The 21840-nt window shown below is 71.6% G+C and carries 16 protein-coding genes; 10 read left to right on the forward strand and 6 right to left on the reverse strand.

Features of this window, described 5'->3' with window-relative positions:
- Positions 1-288 precede the first annotated feature (288 nt).
- The 5 genes from ABT324_RS21200 (at position 289) to ABT324_RS21220 (ending at position 5716) form a co-directional block, all read left to right on the forward strand.
- Positions 289-1989 (forward strand): serine/threonine-protein kinase, encoded by a 1701-nt coding sequence (locus ABT324_RS21200; protein WP_351180113.1) that lies wholly within the window; start codon positions 289-291, stop codon positions 1987-1989.
- A 54-nt stretch (positions 1990-2043) separates the two neighbouring features.
- Positions 2044-2841 (forward strand): purine-nucleoside phosphorylase, encoded by a 798-nt coding sequence (locus tag ABT324_RS21205; protein WP_351180165.1) that lies wholly within the window; start codon positions 2044-2046, stop codon positions 2839-2841.
- 130 nt (positions 2842-2971) lie between these two features.
- Positions 2972-4603, forward strand: a complete 1632-nt coding sequence (locus tag ABT324_RS21210) for a phospho-sugar mutase (RefSeq protein WP_351180168.1) — start codon at positions 2972-2974, stop codon at positions 4601-4603.
- Positions 4604-5059: a flavodoxin family protein gene (locus tag ABT324_RS21215; protein WP_351180116.1), complete on the forward strand. Its 456-nt coding sequence runs from the start codon at positions 4604-4606 to the stop codon at positions 5057-5059.
- A gap of 321 nt (positions 5060-5380) precedes the next feature.
- Positions 5381-5716 (forward strand): hypothetical protein, encoded by a 336-nt coding sequence (locus ABT324_RS21220; RefSeq protein WP_351180119.1) that lies wholly within the window; start codon positions 5381-5383, stop codon positions 5714-5716.
- 73 nt (positions 5717-5789) lie between these two features.
- Here ABT324_RS21220 and ABT324_RS21225 read toward each other — a convergent pair whose 3' ends face one another.
- Positions 5790-6170 (reverse strand): type II toxin-antitoxin system death-on-curing family toxin, encoded by a 381-nt coding sequence (locus ABT324_RS21225; RefSeq protein WP_351180122.1) that lies wholly within the window; start codon positions 6168-6170, stop codon positions 5790-5792.
- A 15-nt stretch (positions 6171-6185) separates the two neighbouring features.
- Complete coding sequence (locus tag ABT324_RS21230) at positions 6186-6392, reverse strand: ribbon-helix-helix protein, CopG family (RefSeq protein ID WP_351180125.1); 207 nt, start codon at positions 6390-6392, stop codon at positions 6186-6188.
- Positions 6393-6444: 52 nt separating this feature from the next.
- Between ABT324_RS21230 and ABT324_RS21235 the strand changes: the two genes are divergently transcribed.
- Positions 6445-7038 carry a TetR/AcrR family transcriptional regulator gene (locus ABT324_RS21235; RefSeq protein ID WP_351180128.1) on the forward strand — a complete coding sequence of 198 codons (594 nt, stop codon included), beginning with the start codon at positions 6445-6447 and terminating at the stop codon, positions 7036-7038.
- 90 nt (positions 7039-7128) lie between these two features.
- Here ABT324_RS21235 and ABT324_RS21240 read toward each other — a convergent pair whose 3' ends face one another.
- From ABT324_RS21240 to ABT324_RS21250, 3 genes are all read right to left on the reverse strand, one after another.
- Positions 7129-8502 (reverse strand): glycoside hydrolase family 18 protein, encoded by a 1374-nt coding sequence (locus tag ABT324_RS21240; protein WP_351180131.1) that lies wholly within the window; start codon positions 8500-8502, stop codon positions 7129-7131.
- A gap of 287 nt (positions 8503-8789) precedes the next feature.
- Positions 8790-9413, reverse strand: a complete 624-nt coding sequence (upp, locus tag ABT324_RS21245) for a uracil phosphoribosyltransferase (protein WP_351180134.1) — start codon at positions 9411-9413, stop codon at positions 8790-8792.
- A gap of 228 nt (positions 9414-9641) precedes the next feature.
- The gene (locus ABT324_RS21250) at positions 9642-10334 is read right to left on the reverse strand and encodes a TetR/AcrR family transcriptional regulator (protein ID WP_351180137.1); all 693 of its coding nucleotides are present in this window, start codon (positions 10332-10334) and stop codon (positions 9642-9644) included.
- A gap of 116 nt (positions 10335-10450) precedes the next feature.
- Here ABT324_RS21250 and ABT324_RS21255 point away from each other — a divergent pair, with 116 nt between their 5' ends.
- Positions 10451-11995, forward strand: coding sequence for an FAD-dependent monooxygenase (locus ABT324_RS21255; RefSeq protein WP_351180140.1), 1545 nt, complete (start codon positions 10451-10453; stop codon positions 11993-11995).
- A 49-nt stretch (positions 11996-12044) separates the two neighbouring features.
- Here ABT324_RS21255 and ABT324_RS21260 read toward each other — a convergent pair whose 3' ends face one another.
- Entirely contained in the window at positions 12045-13178 is a 1134-nt protein-coding gene (locus ABT324_RS21260; protein ID WP_351180143.1) for a glutathione-independent formaldehyde dehydrogenase, read from the reverse strand.
- A 194-nt stretch (positions 13179-13372) separates the two neighbouring features.
- On the opposite strand from ABT324_RS21260, the gene ABT324_RS21265 reads away from it, so the two are divergent.
- Genes ABT324_RS21265 through ABT324_RS21275 form a run of 3 tightly spaced genes read left to right on the forward strand, consistent with a single transcriptional unit; the run spans position 13373 to position 21410 of the window.
- Complete coding sequence (locus ABT324_RS21265; protein WP_351180146.1) at positions 13373-13687, forward strand: CU044_2847 family protein; 315 nt, start codon at positions 13373-13375, stop codon at positions 13685-13687.
- Entirely contained in the window at positions 13663-17565 is a 3903-nt protein-coding gene (locus tag ABT324_RS21270) for an nSTAND1 domain-containing NTPase (RefSeq protein WP_351180149.1), read from the forward strand. The genes ABT324_RS21265 and ABT324_RS21270 overlap by 25 nt, the downstream gene beginning before the upstream one ends.
- Entirely contained in the window at positions 17562-21410 is a 3849-nt protein-coding gene (locus ABT324_RS21275) for an nSTAND1 domain-containing NTPase (protein ID WP_351180152.1), read from the forward strand. Before ABT324_RS21270 ends, ABT324_RS21275 begins: the two co-directional genes overlap by 4 nt.
- Positions 21411-21840: the final 430 nt, after the last annotated feature.

The following is a 21840-nucleotide window of genomic DNA, read 5'->3' on the forward strand; positions in this document are numbered from 1 at the left end:
CAGCGAGGTCCGATCAGCGCCCAACTTATCCGAAACACACGTATTCGAGCCAATCCGCGATCGAGGAACCGGTAGCGGATCGAGACCGGTTTTTTCGTTGCGGCGAAAGACGTTAGCCGCGTCAACAACGGCTCAGCGGCGCGCGCCCAGGTGGGATTACTCACGTTTTGTAACACCGATACGACCGGTTCGCACTGATCGTCCCAGGAGGTGCGCGGCCGCGTCCCAGGTGCGCAACGATCGGACCGTTCGGCCTCGCGCCGCAGGTGCGCTGTGGAGAATGTGGGCGTGCCCGCGAACGATGACCACACCCTCGCCGGCGCTGGCCGGCTGATCGGCGACCGATACCGGCTGGACCGCGAGCTCGGCGGCGGTGCGATGGGCACCGTGTGGGCCGGGACCGACGAACTGCTGCGCCGCCCGGTGGCGGTCAAGGAGGTCAAGCTCCCCCCGGGGATGCCCGACGAGGAGGCCGCCGAGCTGCGCGAACGCGCGCTCCGCGAGGCCCGGGCGATCGCGGTGCTGTCGCACCCCAACGTGGTGACCCTCTACGACGTGGCCCGCGAGCACGGCGAACCGTTCGTGGTGATGGAGCTCGTGCCGTCGCAGAGCCTCGCGGCGATCCTCGGCGAGCACGGCCCGCTCGACGACCAGCAGCTCGCGGTGATCGCCGACGGTGTCGCGGCCGGGCTGGACGCGGCGCACCGGGCGGGCATCGTGCACCGCGACGTCAAGCCCGGCAACGTGCTCATCGGCGACGACGGCCGGATCAAGGTCAGCGACTTCGGCATCTCCCGCAACATCGCCGAGCACACCATCACCAGCACCGGGATCCTGCTGGGCACCCCGGCCTTCATCGCGCCCGAGGTCGCGGCGGGCGAGGGCGTCATGGCGGCGGCCGACCTGTGGGGGCTGGGCGCGACGTTGTTCGCCGCCGCCGAGGGCCGCGCCCCCTACGACGTCGGCGACGACCCGCTGGCCACCGTGACCGAGGTGGTGCGCGGGCCGGTGCCGCGGTCGGCCCGGCCCGGCCCGCTCGGCGAGGTCATCGCGGCGCTGATGGTCAAGGACCCGACGCAGCGGATGCCGTTGACCGAGGTCCGCCGCCGGGTGCAGCACCTGCTCCCCGAGCCGGGGCTGCGCCCGTTCTCGATGCTGCTCGACCCGGACGCGCCCACGGTGCGGGTCCGCACGCTGGTCCCGGCGACCCCGCCGCCAGCCCAGCCCAAGAACCCCACGCTCGGCGCACCTCCCGCGCAGCAGCTGGCCAGCGATCCCGGGCTGCCGCCGTTCGCGCTGAAGGACCCGCCGCCGCGCCGCCGCTCGCCGTGGGCGGTGATCGCGCTGGCGGTGGCCGCCGTCCTGCTCTTCGCCGCCGCCCTGACCGGTGGTTTCGCCGCCGTTCGACTGCTCGCCCAGGAGTCGGTGCTGCCGAACCCCTGGCAGCAGAGCATCCCGACGACGAAGACGCCGCTGAGCGAGGCACTGGGCCTGGTGGAGGTCGAGGACAACGCCAAGCACACCGCCGCGCCCTCGGGCGGCGAGTTCACCGTGCTGGCCCCGAGCGCCGAGGGCTGGCGGTCGTTCCACAGCGAACGAACCGACATCGCCAACAGCCTGGTGGTCTCGCACGTGTCCCCGGACGGCCGCACCGAGGTCGCCGTGCAGCGCTACGGCAACTACTTCCGCGCCGGTCACGACATCGACGACTACCTCGCCGGGCTGCCGAGCACCGCGGGCGCGCAGGGCGAGGTCGAGGTGGACACGGTGACCGACCACGGCGACGGGCAGCGGCTGGTCTACACGACGACGGTGCGCCCGGAGCTCGACCCGAGCGGCAGCCCGGACGAGCGCGCCACGGCGGCGGAACTGGTCCGCCGGGGCAAGGACCTGTGGATCGTGCGGGTCACCGGCCCGGTCGGGCAGATCACCGAGCTCCAGGCGGTGCTGGACGAGATCGCACCGACCCTGGACACCAGCGCGGCCTGACGGGTTCGCGTCGTGCCCGACACGACCGCCGGGAAGGCTCTATGCTGCGCGGCCGTGACGTCTAGTACTGCTTCCGACCCGTCCGCTGCCGCCGCCGCGCTCGCCGAGGCCACCGGTGTCGAGCGCCACGACCTGGTCGTCGTGCTCGGCTCCGGTTGGCAGCCCGCCGCCGAGGAGATCGGCCCGCACGCCACCGAGATCGGCATGGGCGACCTGCCGGGCTTCGCCGCCCCGGGCGCGATCGGGCACAGCGGCAAGATCAGGTCCGTGCCGGTGGGTGACAAGCGGGTGCTCGTCATGCTCGGCCGCACCCACCTCTACGAGGGCAAGGGCATCGACCAGGTGGCGCACGGCGTGCGCACCGCGATCGCGGCCGGGTGCCGCACCGTGGTGCTCACCAACGCGGCCGGTGGCCTGCGCGAGGGCATGCAGGTCGGGCAGCCGGTGCTGATCAGCGACCACGTCAACCTGACCGCGCGGTCGCCGCTGGTGGGCGCGAACTTCGTGGACCTGACCGAGCTGTACTCGCCGCGGCTGCGGGAGCTGGCCCGCGAGATCGACGCGACGCTGGAGGAAGGCGTCTACGCCGGGCTGCCCGGTCCGCACTTCGAGACCCCGGCCGAGATCCGGATGCTGCGGACCATGGGCGTGGACCTGGTCGGCATGTCGACCGTGCTGGAGGCGATCGCGGCCCGCGCCGAGGGTGCCGAGGTGTTCGGCCTGTCGCTGGTGACGAACCTGGCGGCGGGGCTGTCCGGCCAGCCGCTGAACCACGAGGAGGTCCTGGCGGCGGGGCGCGCGTCGGCCAGCCGCATGGGCAAGCTCCTGCGCTCCGTCGTCGAGGCCAGCTGAGCCCGGGGGGTCGTGAGTGCGAAACGGTGTTGGAACACTGTTACGCACTCACGACCCCACGCGGGCGGCGCGGAGCTGAGATGATCCGGGCCGGGCAGCGCCGGAGGCGATCGGAGGCCGCGTGAGCGAAGTGTTGGGGACTTGCCGGACTGGTGCGCGGGCCGCGGCCCAGCGGTGGATCGCCGAGGACGTCGATCCGCGCACGCAGGCCGAGCTGCAGCAGCTCGTCGACGCCGACTCGCCGGAGCTCGCCGACCGGATGTCCGGGATGCCGCGGTTCGGCACCGCGGGCTTGCGCGCCGCGGTCCGCGCCGGGGCCAACGGCATGAACCGCGCGGTGGTCGTGCGCACGACTGCCGGGGTGGCCGAGTGGTTGTCCGCGCACGGCCACGGTGGTGGTGTCGTGGTCGTCGGCCGGGACGCGCGGCACGGTTCGGCCGACTTCGCGGCCGACACCGCCGGGGTGCTGGCCGCGGCCGGTTTCGACGTGCGGGTGCTGCCCGAGGCGCTGCCGACGCCGGTGCTCGCGCACGCGGTGCGCGCGCTGGACGCGGTCGCGGGCATCCAGATCACCGCCTCGCACAACCCCCCGCAGGACAACGGGTACAAGCTGTACCTGCGTGGCGGCATCCACCTGGTCGACCCGACCGACAGCGAGATCGAGGCCGCGGTGGCCGCGACCCCGGCGGCCAACGAGGTGCCGCGCGCGGAGAGCTGGTCGGTCCACGAGTCGGCGCTGGAGGACTACCTGGCCCGGGTCGCGACCCTGCCGCGCGGCAGCGCCCGCGGGTTGCGGATCGCGGCGACCGCGCTGCACGGCGTCGGCGCGCGGCCGCTCCGGGAAGCGTTGCGCCGCGCGGGTTTCGAGGACGTGCACCTGGTCGCCGCGCAGGCCGACCCCGACCCCGACTTCCCGACGGTCGGGTTCCCGAACCCGGAGGAGCCCGGGACCACGGACGCGCTGCTGGCGCTGGCCGCCGAGGTGGACGCGGACCTGGCGGTGGCGCTGGACCCGGACGCCGACCGGTGCGCGCTGGGCGTCCCGGTGGGAGGCACCTGGCGGATGCTGCGCGGCGACGAGACCGGTGTCCTGCTGGCCTGGCACATCCTGTCCACTGTGGACCGCAAGGCGGACCCGCTGGTGGCCACCACGATCGTGTCCGCGACCATGCTGCGCTCGATCGCCGCCGAGTTCGGTGTCCGCTACGACGAGACGCTGACCGGGTTCAAGTGGCTGGTGCGCGCCGGGGACGGCGCGGGCACCGGGCTGGTCTACGCCTACGAGGAAGCGCTCGGCCACTGCGTCGACCCGGACTTCGTGCGCGACAAGGACGGCATCTCCACCGCAGTGCTGGCCAGCGACCTGGCGGCCACGCTGAAGGCGGCGGGGCGCAGCCTCCCGCAGCTGCTCGACGAGCTGTCCACCGCCCACGGCGTGCACGAGACCGGGCAGGTCTCGGTCCGCGTCTCCGACCTGGGCGAGATCCCACGCACCATGGAGCGGCTGCGCGCCCACCCCCCGGCGGAGCTGGCCGGGACCGCGGTGGACGTGCAGGACCTGCTGCCGAGGACCGATGCCCTGGTGATCACCGGCGCGGGCGGGCTGCGGGTGGTCGTCCGGCCGTCCGGGACCGAACCGAAGCTCAAGTGCTACCTGCAGGTGGTCGAGCAGGTCGACGAGCTGCCCGCGGCCAAGCGGCGCGCCGCGGACCGCCTAGCCGCGCTGGAGCGGGCCGTGTCCGAACTCGTGCGAGGGAGCTGAATGGCCAGGCTGCTGATCGTCCACCACACCCCGTCGCCGGGGATGCAGGCGATGTTCGAGAAGGTCGTCGAGGGTGCGACCACCGACGAGATCGAGGGTGTCGAGGTGGTGTGCCGCGCGGCCCTGGGCGCCACTGCCAGCGACGTCCTCGCGGCGGACGGCTACCTGCTGGGCACCCCGGCCAACCTCGGCTACATCAGCGGCGCACTCAAGCACTTCTTCGACACGATCTACTACCCGTGCCTGGACTCGACCTCGGGACGCCCGTTCGGGTACTACGTGCACGGCAACGAGGGCGTGGAGGGCGCGCAGCGGGCGATCCGCTCGATCACCACCGGGCTGTCCTGGCAGCAGGTCGCCGAGCCGGTCGTCGCGCTGGGCGCCCCGGAGCGGGACGACCTGGCGGCCTGCTGGGAACTGGGCGCGACGGTCGCGGCCGGGCTCATGGACGCCTGACCCCAGGACCGGGCATTCCGGCGTTTTCCCCCACCGCCGCGCGACGGGTTTTCGGTTGCGCGGTACCAGAAGAACCCCAGTTGATCTTGGTCCGATCGGGCGGAGTAACCTGATCGTGTCGTCGGGGCGCGCCCCTTGACGACACGGGGCGCCCTGGGCTGAGCCCGCCTTCCCTCATCAACGTGCGATGTTCGGGGCGCCCTCCTCCCTCGCGCTCGGTAACGGTCCAGTCCCCCTGGAACCACCCCAATCGGGACGTCGGAACACATCCACCCAGGACTCCAGCAGCATTTGCCGGGCCGGAGGGGTTACGCTGCGACAGTGAGTGAGGAAACGATCCGACTCGAACTCGACGACTCCGGCGTCTCCGTGGATCTCCCACAGCCCGCTGGTCCACACGACCAGGTTCAGGGCGTTCCCTACCGACCTGTCGAGTTCCGCGACAACGACCTACCGGCCGCTCTGGAGCGTTCCGCCAAGTGGCTCCGCGAAGCCCAGGAGTGGCTGGGCGAGCCCGTCGATGTCATCGCAGTCCACCTGGATTACGACGACCGAGAAGGTGCCCCGTACTACGACCTGAAGTTGCTCTGCAACGAGGAGGACCTGGCGGGCGCGCCGATCGCGCTGCGCAAGATGCAAAGCGGTTCCGTCGGCTGACGACCGGCAACCGGCACAACGACCGCGGTGGCCCGACCGGAAGTCCCGGCCGGGCCACCACCGCTTCCGGGGGTCACCCCTTGGGCTTCGCCCAGGACTCCAGGTGGTCCGCGACGTCCGGGAGTTCGCGCTGGTCGCGGCCGACTTCGCGGACCAGTTCCAGGGCCGCGTCGTCGGCGGCCTCCACCCACCACCCGTTGAGGTCGCACATCGCCACCGCGGCCACCCACGCCAGCCGCCAGTTGCCCGCCACCAGCGGGCGGGTGCGCACGATCGAGTCCAGCAGCGCGGCGGACTTCAGCCACAACGTCTCGTAGGCGGGGACGCCGAACACCTCGGCGTGCGGCCGGTACGCGGCCGCGTCGAGCAATCCGCCGTCCCGCACCACCAGGTCGCCTTCGGTCACCGCCGTGGCGAGCAGGAGCAGGTCCGACGTGTCGAGGTAAACGATCACACCGTCAATGGTCGATCATGCGCTGCCGAGCCTGTCCAGCAAGCCCCGGTAGCGCGGCAGCACCCGCTGCACCACGTCGTCGAGCTGCTGCTCCTTCTGCTGCCGGGCCCAGCGGTCGGCCAGCGCACTGCGCACGACCTCCTGCTTGGACCGGCCTTCGGCCGCCGCCAGCTCGGCGAGCCGCTGGTTCTCTTCCTCGGTGAGGCGCAGGGTCATGGCCATGGAGTGATGGTATCGCGCTGATACCACTCGGTGAAGGCGATACGTTCGGTCAATGCCTAGACCGCGAGCGCACGACGACGCCTTGCGCACCCGGCTGCTGGACCGGGCCGGTGAAGTGCTCTCCGCGCAGGGGCCGGAGGGGCTGGGACTGCGGCGGCTGGCCGCGGACGTCGACACCTCCACCACCGCGGTGTACTCGCTGTTCGGCGGCAAGCCGGGGCTGGTGCGCGCGCTGTACGTGGAGGGCTTCCGGCGGCTCGGCGACCGGATGGAGCAGGTGCCCAGCACCGACGACCCGGTGGCCGACCTGCGCGCGCTCGGTCTGGCCTACCGGGAGAGCGCCCTGGCCAACCCGCACTTCTACTCGATCATGTTCGGCCGCGCGGTGCCCGACTTCACCCCCGACGACGAGGCCCTGGAGGCCGCGCTGCGCAGCTTGCGGCCGCTGCAGGACGCCGTCGCGCGGGGCGTCGACCAGGGCCTGCTGGTCGACGCCGACCCGGACGAGATCACCTTCGCCGCCTGGGCCATGGTGCACGGCCTGGTCTCGCTGGAGCTGCAGCACGGGTCGATGTTCCCCGAGAACGCCACCAGCGCCCGCTACGAGCGGGCGCTGGTCAACGGCATCAGGGGTTGGAGGCGCTGACCCCGGAGCGACGGGGGGGTTGGTCTCCGGGGTCAGCGCGTCGTGCTCGACCCGGCGGGTCGCACCACACCGAGCACGACAGCTCGGGGATCAGCCGAGGGCGTTGTGGATGGCGGTCATCAGCTCCCCGTCCGGGGCGTCACCGTCCATCGACCAGACCATCGCGCCGCCGAGGCCCTGCTGCTTGAGGTACTCGACCTTGCGGGTGATCTCCTGCGCGTCGTCGTAGGTCCAGAAGGTGGTCCCGTCGAACAACCAGGCGAAACCGGCCTGCTCGTCGCGGTGCAGGGTGAACTGGCCCGCCTTGGCCTTGAGCACCTTGTAGTCCTCGATGCCCGCCTCGTAGGTGGCCGGGGCCGGGCCGGTCGAGTTCTGGAACAGGCCGTTGTTCTCGTTGGTCACGCCCGTCCAGCCGCGCCCGTAGAACGGCACGCCGAGCACCATCTTGTCGTCCGGTGCCCCCGCCTGGCGCCAGGCGTTGATCGTCTGGTCGATGCTCCACTTCTCCGGTGACGGGTCGCCGTCCGGGCTGAAGATCGCCGACTGGTGGTTGGTCGTCGGGTCGTAGGCGCCGTGCAGGTCGTAGCCCTGGATGGTGCCGAAGGTCAGCAGGTCGAACACCTCGGGCACCTCGTACCCGGCCTCGATCTTCGCCGGGTCGGCGGGCAGGAAGGCGCTGATGTCGTAGGTCTTGCCCAGCTCCTGGCCGACGGCGTCGAGCTGGGTGCGCCACTCCTGCAGCAGCGCGGTGTAGTTCTGCTTGTCGGCCGGGTCGACCACGTTGCCCGGACCGCCCTCGGATGCGGGCCACTCCCAGTCCAGGTCGACGCCGTCGAAGATTCCGGCGGCCACGCCGTCCCCGCCCTGCGGCTCACCGATCTTGGGCAGGTTGCCGCGGATCCACATGTCGATGCAGGACTTCACGTGCGCGGCGCGCGATTCGGGGGTGGCCGCCGCGGCGTGGAAGTTCTTCGACCAGGTCCAGCCGCCGAAGGAGATGTAGACCTTCAGGTCCGGGTACTTCTCCTTGAGCTGCTTGAGCTGGTTGAGGTTGCCCGCCAGCGGCTGGTCGTAGGCGTCGGCCTGGCCGTTGACGCTCTGCTCGGCGGTGAACCTGCGCTGGTAGTCGGCCCAGGCGTCGCCCTCGCCGAGCTGGTTGGCCTGGAAGCACTTGCCGGAGGCGTCCAGATTGCCGAAGGCGTAGTTGAGGTGGGTCAGCTGCCCGGCGGCGCCGGAGGTGTCGAGGTTCTTGACGAAGTAGTTGCGGTCGTAGATCGACCACTGGGTGAAGTACCCGACCTTGCGGGCCGCAGCCTGCGGCTGGGCCTCCGCGACCTGCGGTTGGGGTTCGGCGGGGGTGTCGGTGGCGCCCGCTGGCGCGGCCAGGACGGGCAACCCCAGTGCGAGGACCGAAGCCATCAGCACCGGGATCCGGAACGGGAACCGTCGTCTTCGAGTGGACATGGCGACTCCTACTTCATCGGGGGGATCGCTCCATGTGGTATAGACCATATTCGAAGCAGGTCTAGACCAACCATCGCCTGTTCAGCCGAAAAACGACTACTGCGTCCAGCCGCGCACGACAACCGCCCCCACCGCAGGTCAGTCGGTGGGGGCGGCGATGTGCGGACAAGGTCGCCCTGGGTTCAGCGCGGCCCCGGGGTCATGCGACTTCCCCGGGAATGGGAGTCGCTCCCCGGCCGCATCCGTGCGGTGAACCCGAATTCGAGGAAGGTTGCGGCGCTGGTGGGTCAGACCGCCCCGTACTCGCGGTCTCCCGCGTCACCGAGGCCGGGCACGATGTAGCCGGACTCGTTGAGGCGCTCGTCGATGCTCGCGGTGACCACCCGGACCGGGAGGCCGGACTCCTCCAGCTTCCGGATGCCCTCCGGGGCCGCGAGGGTGCAGATCGCCGTGACGTCGGTGGCGCCGCGCTCGGTCAGAATGCGGATCGTGTGGACCATCGAACCACCGGTGGCCAGCATCGGGTCGAGCACGAACACCGGGCGGCCGGACAGGTCCGCGGGCAGCGACTCCAGGTACGGCGTAGGCTGCAGGGTCGTCTCGTCGCGGGCCAGGCCGACGAAGCCCATCTGCGCCTCCGGGATCAGGCGGTGCGCCTGGTCGGCCATGCCCAGGCCCGCCCGCAGCACCGGGACCAGCAGCGGCGGGTGGGCGAGCCGGTAGCCGTCGGTGCGCGCCACCGGGGTGTGGATCGGCTCCACCGCGACCTCGGCGTCCCGCGTGGCCTCGTACATGAGCATCAGCGTGAGCTCCTGCAGGGCGGCCCGGAACGCAGCGCTGTTGGTGCGTGCGTCGCGCATGGTGGACAGCCTTGCCTTCGCCAGGGGGTGATCCACGACCCGAACATCCATGACCGACAACAGTAACCGCCCACCCCGGCACCCACGCCGCACCTGCGCACCAACGTGTCCCCGATCGCAACACCCCACTTCGCACCGTCCACTCCCGACCACCCCACGTGCACCCGGGACGCCGCGCAGAACAGCCGAGTCCGCTGCTGCACGCAGGTGGTCCCACCGAAGTCGGCCTCGGAGACCACGCGATTTCCACTGGGGTCGCGGGGTCCCGCAGGGGCGGGGTCAGTTGGTGGTGGCGAGGCCTTGGACCAGGAGGCTGAGGCCGAACTCGAAGCGTTCTTCGTCCGTGCCGGACATCAGGGCCGGGAGGAGGGCCGTGATGGTCGGGAAGCGGTCCGGGGGGAGTTCGGCGAAGTACTGCTGGACCTGGGTCAGGCGCTCGTGCCGCTCGGCCTCGGTGAGGCCGAAGTCCGCCGTGCGCTCCATGGCCACCGCCGTGCCGTAGAGGGCGAGGACGTCCACCGCGAAGGCCACCACCCGGTCGGACTTCCCGGCCGCGCGCAGGATCGCCATCATCGCCTCGCTGACGTCCAGGGCGTTCGGGCCGGTCGGGGCCGGGGTGCGCAGGACGACCTGGGCGATGCCGGGGTGCGCGCTGAGCACCGCGACCTGCTGGCGGACCAGGTCCTTGAGCTGATCCTGCCACTTCGCCGGGTCGGGTCCGGGCAGGGTGATCTCGCCGATGACCAGGTCGAGCACCAGCTCGAGCAGCTCGTCCTTGTTGCGGACGTAGGCGTACAGCGAGGCCGCTCCGGTGCCCAGCCGCTGGGCGACCTTGCGCATGCTGACCGCGTCGAGCCCTTCGGTGTCGAGCAGGTCGAGCGCGGTGCGCACGATCAGGTCCAGGCTCAGCGGCTGCTTGACCGACCGCTCGCGGGCCGCGCGCTGGCGCCAGGGCGGGACGGGCACCGACATCGTTCTCCCCAACATCGACACGCTGCTGTCCCGAACACCGTACTTGACGCGAACACCGTTCGAATCTAGAACAGTGTTCGTAACACGAACGCCGTTCGCGAAGAGGGGTCACCGAGATGTCCGAAAGCACTCCCGTCCTGATCGTCGGCGCCGGGTTGGCCGGTCTGTCGACCGCAGTCTTCCTCGGCCTGCACGGCACACCGTCGCTGGTGGTCGAGCGCCACCCGAGCACCTCCACCCATCCCAAAGCCCGTGGTCAGCAGCACCACGTTATGGAGGCGCTGGGGTACGCGGGGCTGGCCGGGGCGATGGTCGAGGCCTCGCCTAGGGACACCGGGTTCCTGATCCGGATCGCCGGGAGCGCGAGCGGCCCGGTCTTCCGCGAGATCCTGCACGACACCTTCGTCCAGCTCGACGAGCTGACGCCGGCCCGTTCGGCTGACGCCAGCCAGGCCGCTGCGGAGCGCATCCTCGCCGAGCGCGCCCGCGAGCTGGGGGCCGAGATCCGCTTCGCCACCGCGCTGGAGTCGTTCAGCCAGGACGAGTCCGGCGTCCACGCGGTGCTCTCCGGCAACCGCGAGGTGCACGCCGACTACCTGGTGGCCGCCGACGGCCACCGCAGCCCGATCCGCGAGCAGCTCGGCATCGGCACCCACGGGCGCGGCAGCCTGGGCCACTCGGTCCACTGGCTGGTCCGCGCCGACCTCTCCCCCGTCGTGGGCGACCGCCAGGTCCTCCACTACCTGCAGAACCCGCAGCTCTCCGGCGGCAGCGGCGTGGTGGCCAGCACCGACCACCCGGACCAGTTCGTGGTCGGCGTCGGCTACGACCCCGAGCGGGAGGGCTTGGCCGACTTCCCCGCGGAGCGCGCTGTCGAGCAGATCCGGCTGGCCACCGGTGTCCCCGACCTCGCGGTGGAGGTCCTCGCCGCCGACACCACGACGACCGGCATGCACGTCGCGGACCGGTTCTCCGCGGGCCGGGTGCACCTGGTCGGCGACGCCGCGCACACCATGCCGCCGCAGGGCGGGATGGGCGGCAACACCGCGATCATGGACGGCTTCTACCTGGCGTGGAAGCTGGCCGCGGTGCTTCGCGGCGAAGCCGGGCCCGGGCTGCTGGACAGCCACGACGTCGAGCGGCGCCCAGTGGGCGAGCTGATCGCGGAGAACCAGTACAAGAACGCGATCGCGCGCATGATGCCGCACCTCGAGCGGGACGACGACGCCCCGCCGATCGAGGACCCCGGCATGCTGCTGTTCGGCTACCGGCACCACGGCGCGGTCGTCGCGGAACCCGGTGACGAGGGCGAGCTGCTGGAGGACCCGACGGCGCCCACCGGCCGCCCCGGCTCACGCGCGCCGCATGTCCGCGTGACCACCTCGGACGGCGAGGTCTCCACGATCGATCTGTTCGGCCGCGGGTTCGCGCTGCTGACCGGGTCCGAGGAGTGGGCCCGGGCAGCCGAGCGGCTGGCCGCCGACCTTGGTGTCCGTCTGCGGGCGCACCGGCTCGGCGGGGAGGACTGGACCAGCAAGTACGGCGTCACCGCGGACGGGGCCGTCCTGGTGCGCCCGGACCGCTTCATCGCCTGGCGCAGCCAGGGCGCGGGCTCCCCCACCGAGCTGGCGGAGGCCCTCCGCTCGGTTCTCGACCGCTGAGCCTGCTGCGGGCGCTTCGGGGTGCGCCGACCACCCCGAAGCGCTCACCTCACGGGTGCAGGACGACCTTGGTGTAGCCCTCGATGCGCTGGTCGAACTTGCGGTAGGCGTCCGGGGCGTCGGACAGGGACAGCTCGTGGGAGACCACGAAGCTGGGCTTGGCGCGGCCCGCGATGATCATGTCGCGCAGCTGCCGGTTGTAGCGCTTGACGTTGCACTGACCGGTGCCGATGACCTGGCCCTTCTCGAACATCCGGCCGACAGAGACGAGCAGCTGGCCCTTCCTCGCCTCGTCGGTCGGCCCGCCCGGGTCGCTCGGCACGTACAGGCCGGGCACGCCCAGCCGACCGGTCGGGCGGACGGTGTCGATCAGCGAGTTCAGCACCACGGCCGGCTCCTCCTTGGTGCCGTCGCCGACCTGCGCCTGGTAGCCGACCGCGTCGACGCCCTTGTCGGTGCCCTCGCCGTCGGTCTGGTCCTTGATCATCTCCACCGGGTCGCCCTGCGAGAAGTCGATCGGGATGGCCCCGATCTCCTCCGCCTTGGCCAGCCGCTCCGGGATCCGGTCCACGCAGAACACCCGCGCGGCACCGCGTAGCAGCGCCGAGTAGGCGGCCATCAGCCCGACCGGCCCGGCCCCGTACACCACGACGCTCTCCCCCGGCGAGACCTGCGCGAGCTCGCAGCCGTGGTAGCCGGTGGGGAAGATGTCGGCGAGCAGGATGAAGTCGGTCTCGTGGCTGCCGTCGGCGGGCAGCTTCAGGCAGTTGAAGTCGGCGTAGGGCACCCGCAGGTACTCCGCCTGCCCACCGGTGTAGGGCCCCATCGCGACGTAGCCGTAGGCGCCGCCGGCGAAGCCGGGGTTGACCGTCAGGCAGAACCCGGTGTTGGCCGCCATGCAGTTCTTGCAGAACCCGCACGCGACGTTGAACGGCATCACCACGCGGTCGCCGCGGTTCAGGCTGGTCACCCCGGAGCCGAGCTCCTCGATGATGCCCATGTTCTCGTGGCCGAACACGATGCCCGGCTCGGCCGCCGTGCGCCCCTCGTACATGTGCAGGTCGGAGCCGCAGATGGCGGTCGAGGTGATCCGCACGACCACGTCGTTGGGGTGCTGGATACTCGGCCGGTCCACCTCGTCGACCGCAACCGAGAACGGTTCCTGGTACACGACTGCCTTCATGGCAGACCACCTCCGGGTGGAAGACGCGCGTGCCTCCTGTGCATGCCGTCTCCCGGCTACCCCGCACAGGAGGACCCGAGACACGGCCGGAGGTCACCCGAACGAGGGCCTTACCGGGAGTTGCCAAAGGCATTCACATTCGGGTGGATCTCGGGGTAACTTCGATCACCTCCGCAGCGCACTGGGGGTTTCCTATGTCGTTGGTGAAGATGCCGCTGGAAGACGGCGGCGAGCTACTCATCGAATCCGTCGACGGGCAGGGCTCGATCCCGGTCGGCGGCAGCCGCGTGGTGCAGGCGTCGCAGACGGTGCAGAAGGCGATGGGCAACATCCGCTCCGCCGCCCAGGCGGTGCTCGACGAGCTGCGCGCGATGGACCAGCCGCCGTCGAAGATCAACGTGCAGTTCGGCATCAAGGTGACCGGGGAGGCCAACCTCGCGGTGGCCAAGTCGGCGGGCGAGGCGAACTTCAACGTCACCATCGAGTGGAACGGCGTCGACAAGTCCTGATGGGCGGCGCGGCGGTCGGCCCCGCCCTCGTCCGGTTGCGCGCTGGCCAGCGCGTCCTGGGGGCGGGGTTCCTGGTCGCCCCGGACGTGGTCGCCACCTGCGCGCACGTCGTGGACACCGGGTTGGTCGTCGACTTCCCGCTGCTGGGCAGCCGCGGTCACGCCGTCGAGGAGCTGGAGCGCGACGACGGGCTGGACGTCGCCATCCTGCGGTTGGCCGAACCGCCGCCGGGCGCGCTGCCCGCCCCGGCCCGGATCTCCGGTGAGGTCCGCGACCACCGCTTCCGCACCTTCGGCTTCCCGCACGACATGCCGGACGGGGTCTGGGTGACCGGGCGGCTGCTCGGAGCGGAAGGTTCCGGCCGCGTCCAGATGGCCGTCGATCCCGACCACTGGCACGTCGAACCGGGATTCAGCGGCGCGCCGGTCTGGGACGAGGAGCTGGCCGGGGTGGTCGGCATGGTGGTGACCGTGTCGGCGCGCAGCGGCACCACCGCGCACCTGGTGCCGACGAGCGCCCTCGGCGCCGCCTGGACGACACCTGCCCGCAACCCGTACCGGGGCCTGCGGCCGTTCCGCGAGGAGGACGCCGAGCTGTTCCACGGCCGGGACGCCGACGCGGAACGGCTCTTCGACCTGGTGCGGCGCCAGGACGTCGTCGCGGTCGCCGGGCCGTCCGGCAGCGGCAAGTCGTCGCTGGTCCGCGCGGGGTTGATCCCGAAGCTCCGAGAGCACGGCTCGCCCGTCGTCCACCTCGGTGCGAGCGACGCGGTCCCCGAATTCCCAGCGCCGGGCACGGTCCTGGTGCTGGACCAGTTCGAGGAGACCGCAGCGGCGGATCCGGCGGCTGCGCGGGAGAAGCTCGCCGCGGTGATCCGCTTGGCCGGGACAGCGCGGGCGGTCCTGACGCTGCGCTCGCGGTCGCTGGACGAGCTGATCACCAAGGACACCGTCGAGGAGCTGAACCGCGCGGTGTGGTTCCTCGAACCGATGTCCCGCGAGCAGCTCGCCGCAGCCGTCGAGGGACCGGCGGCGGTGGTCGGCGGGCTGGCCTTCGAATCCGGCCTGGTGCAGCGGATCCTGGATGACGCCGAACCGGGCACGCTGCCGCTGCTCTCGCTGGTGCTCGACCAGCTCTGGCAGAACCGCCACGGCGGTTGGCTGACCCACGAGGCCTACGAGCGGCTCGGGCGCGTGCCCGGCGCGATCAGCACCGCGGCTGACGGTGTGCTCGCCGCACTGGACGTCCAGCAGCGCCGCGCCGCGCGCCAGCTGCTCACCCAGCTCACCCGCCCGGACGGCGAACGCGGCCACGCCCGCCGCAGCGCCGACCTGGACGACCTGACCCCGGATCTCCGCGCGATCGCCCAGGAACTCGCGGCTCGACGCCTGCTCACCATCCAGGACGACCGCGTCGACCTGGCCCACCAAGCGCTCATCGACCACTGGCCGACCCTGCGCGACTGGCTCGACCGGGACGTGGACTTCCTCACCTGGCGGGCGAAGCTGCACGACCTGCGCGCGTCCGGCGGCCACCTCACCGGTGCCGCACTCGCCGAAGCCCTCGACTGGCTCGGGTCCCGGCCCACCGACATCGACCCGGCACACCGCGACTTCATCCAGGCCGCCGAAGCGCACCGCCGTCGCGACCAACGCCGCTGGCGCACCACCACGGCCGTGTCCGTCGCGCTGGCGTTGGTCGCACTGCTGCTCACCGGCGTGGTCGCGCGCTACGCGGTGCAGACGCGGGACCAACTGCGCACCACCAACGCCGCACTGCTGGCGCAGGCGTCCCAACGGGCGAACGCGGTCGACCCGCGCCAAGGTCTCCAGCTCGCGATGGCGGCCTACGCGGAGAGGAGCGACAGCCCAGAGGCGTTCGGTGCGCTGCTCCAGCAACGCGTCAACTGGGACGGCACCGAGCGGATCATCCCGCCCGACCTGCTGCCGACCGGCGACATCTGGTCGATGACGGCCAGCGCCGACGGCCGCGTGCTGATCACCTACCCGGGGGACTGGTCGAAGGCGCCTTCGGTGTGGTGGGACATCGACGGTCCGCACCCGCGGCACCGGGTGCTCCCGGTGGACCCCGGCTCATCGCCACCGGCAGCGGTGACGTTGAGCCCGAACGGCCGCTTCCTCGCCGTGCTGGACATGCCGAGCCGCGACTTGCGCGTGCTCGACCTGGCGGACCAGGACCGGGCGGTCGAGTTGACCCCACCCCCGGTCCAGGTCGGGCAGGTCAGCTTCAGCGCGAACAGCCGGTTCATCAGCGCGACACCGGTCGAACAGGGCCAGCCCGTGCGGGTGTGGGACTTGCACAGCGGGGCGGAGTTGCCGAGCCGCGCCAACTTCGCCCACCTGCCTGGGGAAACCGCCCGCGAAGCATTCCCCGCTCCCGACGGGCGTTCGCTGATCACCTGGGAGGCGTCGTCCCTCGACCTGGATTCCGCTCAGCAGGTCGTGGTCCGCGACCTGGCCACCGGCGCGCCCACGAGCACCTATCCCAGCGACTTCGACGACCTGCTCGTCGGGAACGGAACGCTGCTGGTCACCTGCGACGACAGCGGACTGCGGGCGGTGGAACCCCTCACCGGGCGCACGACCGGAGCGCTGCCGAACCCCCTCGGCTGCTCCCACCTCAGCACGGACCTGACCGGGCAGTACCTGGTGCCGTCGTCGGGCGGCAACACCCTCCCAGCACCGCTCGTCCACTGGCCGACTTGGCAGCAGCAGTTCGTCGGGTTCGACCTGTCCGACACGGTCGTGCTGCGCCCGCGCGGTGACCACGACCTGACCGTCATCACCCGGCACAACGGCGCGCTGTCGGTGCGGATCGAGGCCACCACGGAGGAAGGCCTCGGCCACTACAGCCGCTTCACCCGCGGGCCTGGCGGCACGTTGTGGGCCGCCGTGGACACCTCGCAGGAGGCCATCGGCCTGCAACTCGTGCTGCTGGACGAACAGGGCTCGCCGCTGGCCTCCACGCCTGTACCGGGCACCTCGGGCACGGACCTCACCTACACGCCGATCCGCCTGTCCTTCGACGGTTCCGGGGAGCGGATCGCACTGTCGCTCGGCCCGGTGGTGCGCACCTTCCGCGCGGCGGGGCTGGTGCTCGAACGCGAGCTCCAGCTCCCCCAGCCGCCGGAGCACGGGTTCTCCGCGAACACCCGGGTGTCCCTGCTCCCCTCCGCCGACGGTGGCCTGGTCGTCGGCGCGCTGGGGATGCTGTCCTTCTGGGACTTGGGCACGGGTGCGCAGACCGCACCCCCGCTGGTCGTCGAACGACCTCGGGCGGGTGGGCTGAAACCGGGCACCCCGCGCATCAGCGCGCGCCCCGGGCACCCCGAGCAGTTGCTCGTGCTGGCGGACGGGAACCTGACGGTCCGGGACGTCCGCGCCCGGACGGTGCTGCACTCCTTCCCCGTCCGGGAAAGCGGCACCTCGTCGGACTTCGTCGTGTCGGCGGACGGCAGGTACGTCGCCTTCGACATCACCAGCCCCCCGGTCAGCGTCGTCGACCTGGACACCGCGACCGTGGTGTCCGGCATCAACACCTCGGACGTCTTCGGGATCACCGACCGCTACCTGATCACCTTCAGCAACGACGGGCTCGGCGTCTGGGACTGGCCGCGGCGCCGCGAGGTCGCCGCGGTGACCGACGTGGGTGCCTCGCACGGTTCCGCCGGGTTCTGGGACGACCAGTTCCTGCTCGACGCGCGCCCCGGACTGCGTCCACCGATCCCGATGGCACCCGACCGCTGGTTCGCGGACCTGTGCCGGCTCGCGGACCGCCCCTACACACCGCAGGAGGAAGCCCTGCTCCCGGCTGGAACCAGCACTGAACCCCCGTGCGAGGCGGGAGGCGTGGCATGACGTCCGACCTCACCGCGGCCGAGCCGCTCGCCGCGTCGTTGGTGCGGTTGGTCGCGGGTCGGTCCTTGCTGGGCACCGGGTTCGTGCTGCCTGGAGATCGCGTCGCCACCTGTGCCCACGTCGTCGACGGCGTGGACGGCATCGCGGCGCAATTCCCGTTGCTGGCGGCCGGTAGCTGCGCGGTCGAGGTCGAATCGCTCGACGCCGCCCAGGACGTCGCGGTCCTGCGTCTGCTCGATCCGCCGTCCGGCATCCGCCCCGCTCCGGTCCGGCTCGACCGTGCGCTGGTCGACCACCGGTTCCGGGTCCTCGGCTGCACCACCGCCAACCCGCGGGGGGTGTGGGTGAACGGGGTCCTGGCGGGTGCGCAGGGCGAGAACCGGGTGCAGATGTCGGTGGACCCGGACCACGAGCAGATCGTGCAGGGCTTCAGCGGCGCACCGGTGTGGGACCGGGAGCTGGGCGGCGTCGTCGGGATGGTCGTCACCAGGTCCGGCAGCAACGAGGCCACCGCGCACCTGCTGCCGATCTCGGCGTTGCGCGAGTGGGTCGACTCCGACCACAACCCCTACCGCGGGCTCGACCCGTTCCGGGAGTCCGACGCGGACAGCTTCCACGGCCGGGACGAGGAGGTCGCCGACCTGCTGGAGGTGCTGGGTCGGCAGCGCATGGTCGCCCTCTCCGGGCCGTCCGGCAGCGGGAAGTCCTCGCTGGTCCGCGCCGGTCTGATCCCCCGGCTCCGGCAGGCTGGGACCGAGGTCGTCGAGCTCGGCGATGGCGATCCGATGCCGACCAGCGGGGTGCTGTTCCTGGACCAGTTCGAGGAGGAGGTGGTCGCGGACCGTGAGGCCGCGCGGGCGAAGCTGGAGCGGATCATCCAGCAGCTCGCCGAGCACCCGCTGCGGGTCGTGCTCACGCTGCGGTCCCGGTCCTTGGACGAGCTGATCACGCCGAACACCGCGCAACAGCTCGGGCAGGCCGTCTGGCTGCTCAAACCGATGCGCCCGGACCAGCTCCGCGAGGCGATCGAGGTCCCGGCAGCGCGCGCCGGGCTGGCGTTCGAGGCCGGGTTGCCAGAAGCGATCCGGCACGACTGCCCGCCCGGTCAACTCGCACTGCTGTCCACCGTGCTCGACCAGCTCTGGCAGCACAAGCAGGGCGTGTGGCTCACGCACGGCGCCTACCAGCGGCTGGGGCGGGTCACGGGCGCGCTCGGCAAACGCGCTGACGACGTCCTCGCCAGGCTGGGGACCGAGGGGCTCCGCCGAGCCCGGCGGTTGCTCACCGAGCTGACCCACCCGGACGGCGGGCACGGGCACGTCCGGCGCAGCGTGGTCCTCGCGGACCTGGAATCGGAGCTGCAGGAGCTCGCGCTGGAGTTCGCCAGGGAACGGCTGGTGGTCGTGCACGACGGCCGGGTGGAGTTGCCCCACCAAGCGCTGATCGACCACTGGCCGACGCTGCGCGGTTGGCTGGCCGAGGACGCCGACTTCCTGTCCTGGCGGGCGAAGTTGGACGACCTCAGGAACTCCGGGGCCCAGCTCACCGGGGCGTTGCTGGCCGAAGCCTCGGCCTGGCTGCGACGGCGCCGCGACATCCCCGAGTCGCTGCGCGACTACATCCACGCCGCCGAAGCAGACCACCGCCGAACGCAGCGCCGCTGGCGCACCACCACCGCGGTCGTCAGCGTCCTGGCGCTGGTGTCGGCGGTGCTGACCGGCGTGGTCCTGGCGAACAACCGCGAACTGGACGGGCGGCTCCGGCAGATCAACGCCGGGCGGCTCGCGCAGGAAGCCAACCGGGCCACCGAGAACAACCCGTCGCAGGCCTTGCAGTTGGCGCTCGCCGCCTGGCGCGAAAAGCCGGGCAACGCCGAGGCGTGGGGCGCGCTGTTCCAGCAGCGGTTGTACTGGAGCGGGGTCGACCGCGTTCCCGCCCACCCGTCGCTGGTCGATGTCACGGAGATGGTGGCCAGCGCCGATGGCGGGGTGGTCGCCCTGAAACCACGCGGGGCAGGCAAGGACGCGACCGTGTGGTGGGGCTTGTTCGGGCCCGAGCCCAGCCACCTGGAGCTACCGGCGAGCCCGGACACCACACTGCTGCTCAGCCCGGACGGGCGGCTGCTGGTGACCGCGGACGAGCAGCGCGGTGTCCAGCTGCGGGACCTCAGCCACGCGGACCAGCCGACCACCTTGGACCCGTGGCTCACTCCCGCGCAGCTGGGGTTCAGCGCCGACGGCAGGTTCCTCGCCGCCTTGGACTCCGTGGACGGCAGGGTCCTGGTCTGGGACCTCGATGACCCGACCGCCGAACCGGCCCAGCACCCGTACCGCGGTCCGGAGGTGGTCCACGGATTCCACCCGTCGCCGGATGGCCGCTCGCTGGTGACGGTCGAGGAGGCCCGGAGCCCGGAAGGCGACACCCAGCGCTTCGCCGTGGTGCGCGACCTCGCGTCCGGCGCGGAGGCCCGCCGGTCACCGCCGACGCCGTCGTGGCAGTTCGCCGTCCTCGACGCGGGGACGAGAGCCGCCGTCTGCGCGGATGGCGCGCTCACCATCCACGACCTGTTCTCCGGCGAGGTGCGGGGCCCACACCCGACCGAACCCGCGGTGCTCGAAGAAGCGACCGGGAGCTTCGAGTCGTGCCGCTTCACGGTCGATGCGAGCGGCGAGTACCTGGTGTTCGGGTCGGCGGTCATGCGGTGGCGCACCGGGACCTGGCTCGGCGTCGATGACATCCCCAGTGCTGGCCCGCTGATCCGAGGTGCCGGTGGTTCACTCGACGTCATCTCGCTGCGCGACGGCGTCGTGCAGCTGAGCACGGTCCCGACCACCACGCGGCTCGACGAGCGCAGGCAGGTCTGGAACAACGGGAGCGCTCGGAGCCCGGACGGTCGGTTCTGGGTGACGTACGTGCACGGCCCGAGTGGCACGGCTGCGGACGAGCGGGCGCAGCTCGTGCTGCTCGACCCACGAGGTGTTGTCCTGGACCAGGTTCCTTCGCCGAGGCTCCCGAACGCGCTCGCCTTCGACGCGACCGGCGAGCACGTCATCGTGGTCGACGGCCTGGATTTGCGGATCTACCGCGCTTCCGGGCTGGTGCTGGAGCACGAGGCCCGATTGCCGGCCCCCGCCGGGTTCACCGGCGAGGTCAGCCACGTCTGGGACGCGTCGGTGGCGACTGCTCCAGGCGGAACCGTGCTGATCAGCCACCTGGGTGTGCTGTCGTCCTGGGACCCGGCAACGGGGCGGCAGGTGGCGCCGCCGCTGCCCCTGCGCGGACCGGGGGAACGGGTGGACAGCGGCCCGCAGGTGGTGCCGCGACCGGGGCACGAGGACCAGCTCCTGGTGTGGAACGACGGGGTGGAGGTGTGGGGCCTCCGAGACCGGCAGCCCTTCCACCGGTTCGAGGTCCAGGGCTCGCACGCACCCGTGGTGTCCCAGGACGGTTCGGTCGCCGCGGTGGCCGAGCTGACCGGCACCTCGATCGCGCTCTTCGACCTGACCACGATGACGCCCCTGCCCCCGCTGAACGCCAGCGGCCAGGACGTCATCGGGATCTCGGGCGACTACCTGTTCGCCGTGGGCACGTCCGACCTGTACGTCTGGCAGTGGCGGGACCGCGTCCAAGTGGCGTCGCTGGACCTCGGCAACAACTACCAGCAGCAAACCGTGGAGGACGGCACCTTCACCCTGGACGACCGCCCGGCGCACCGGGAAGTGCTCCCGCTCGACCCGCAGCAGTGGTTCGACGACCTGTGCCGGATCTCCGACCGCGAGTACACCCCGCAAGAGGCCGAACTCCTGGCCCAGCTCGGCGTCGACAACACCCCGCCATGCCGGTGACCAGCTACGGAAACACCGGCCACTCCCGGCACGGACCGAGCCACGAGAACTCCGGTGCGAGCTCGATGTCGACGGGGCGGGTGCTCGTCGAAGCCCACCGCAGCCGACACCACCCCACGGACTCCTCCTCCTGCCTCCCGACCGCTCGGCTGATCCGCAGTTTCAATTGAAACTGCGATCGGCCAGGCGCGGGGATCGCAGTTTCAATTGAAACTGCGGTTCCCAGCGCTCGGCTGAGCACCGCTTCGGGACGAAGCGCGCGGGACATCAAGGACCGCGACGGCGGGATGCTCGTCTTCAACCGGCCTCAATGGGGTGGGTTCCTCTCGGCTCAGCGCCGGGGGTCGTGAGTGCGTAACAGTGTTCGAACACTGTTACGCACTCACGACCCCTTGGGTTTGCGCCAGTGGAGGGTGACTCGCCAGAAGAG

The sequence above is a fragment of the Saccharopolyspora sp. NPDC000359 genome (genome assembly GCF_040300525.1).
In the GTDB taxonomy this organism is placed as follows: domain Bacteria; phylum Actinomycetota; class Actinomycetes; order Mycobacteriales; family Pseudonocardiaceae; genus Saccharopolyspora.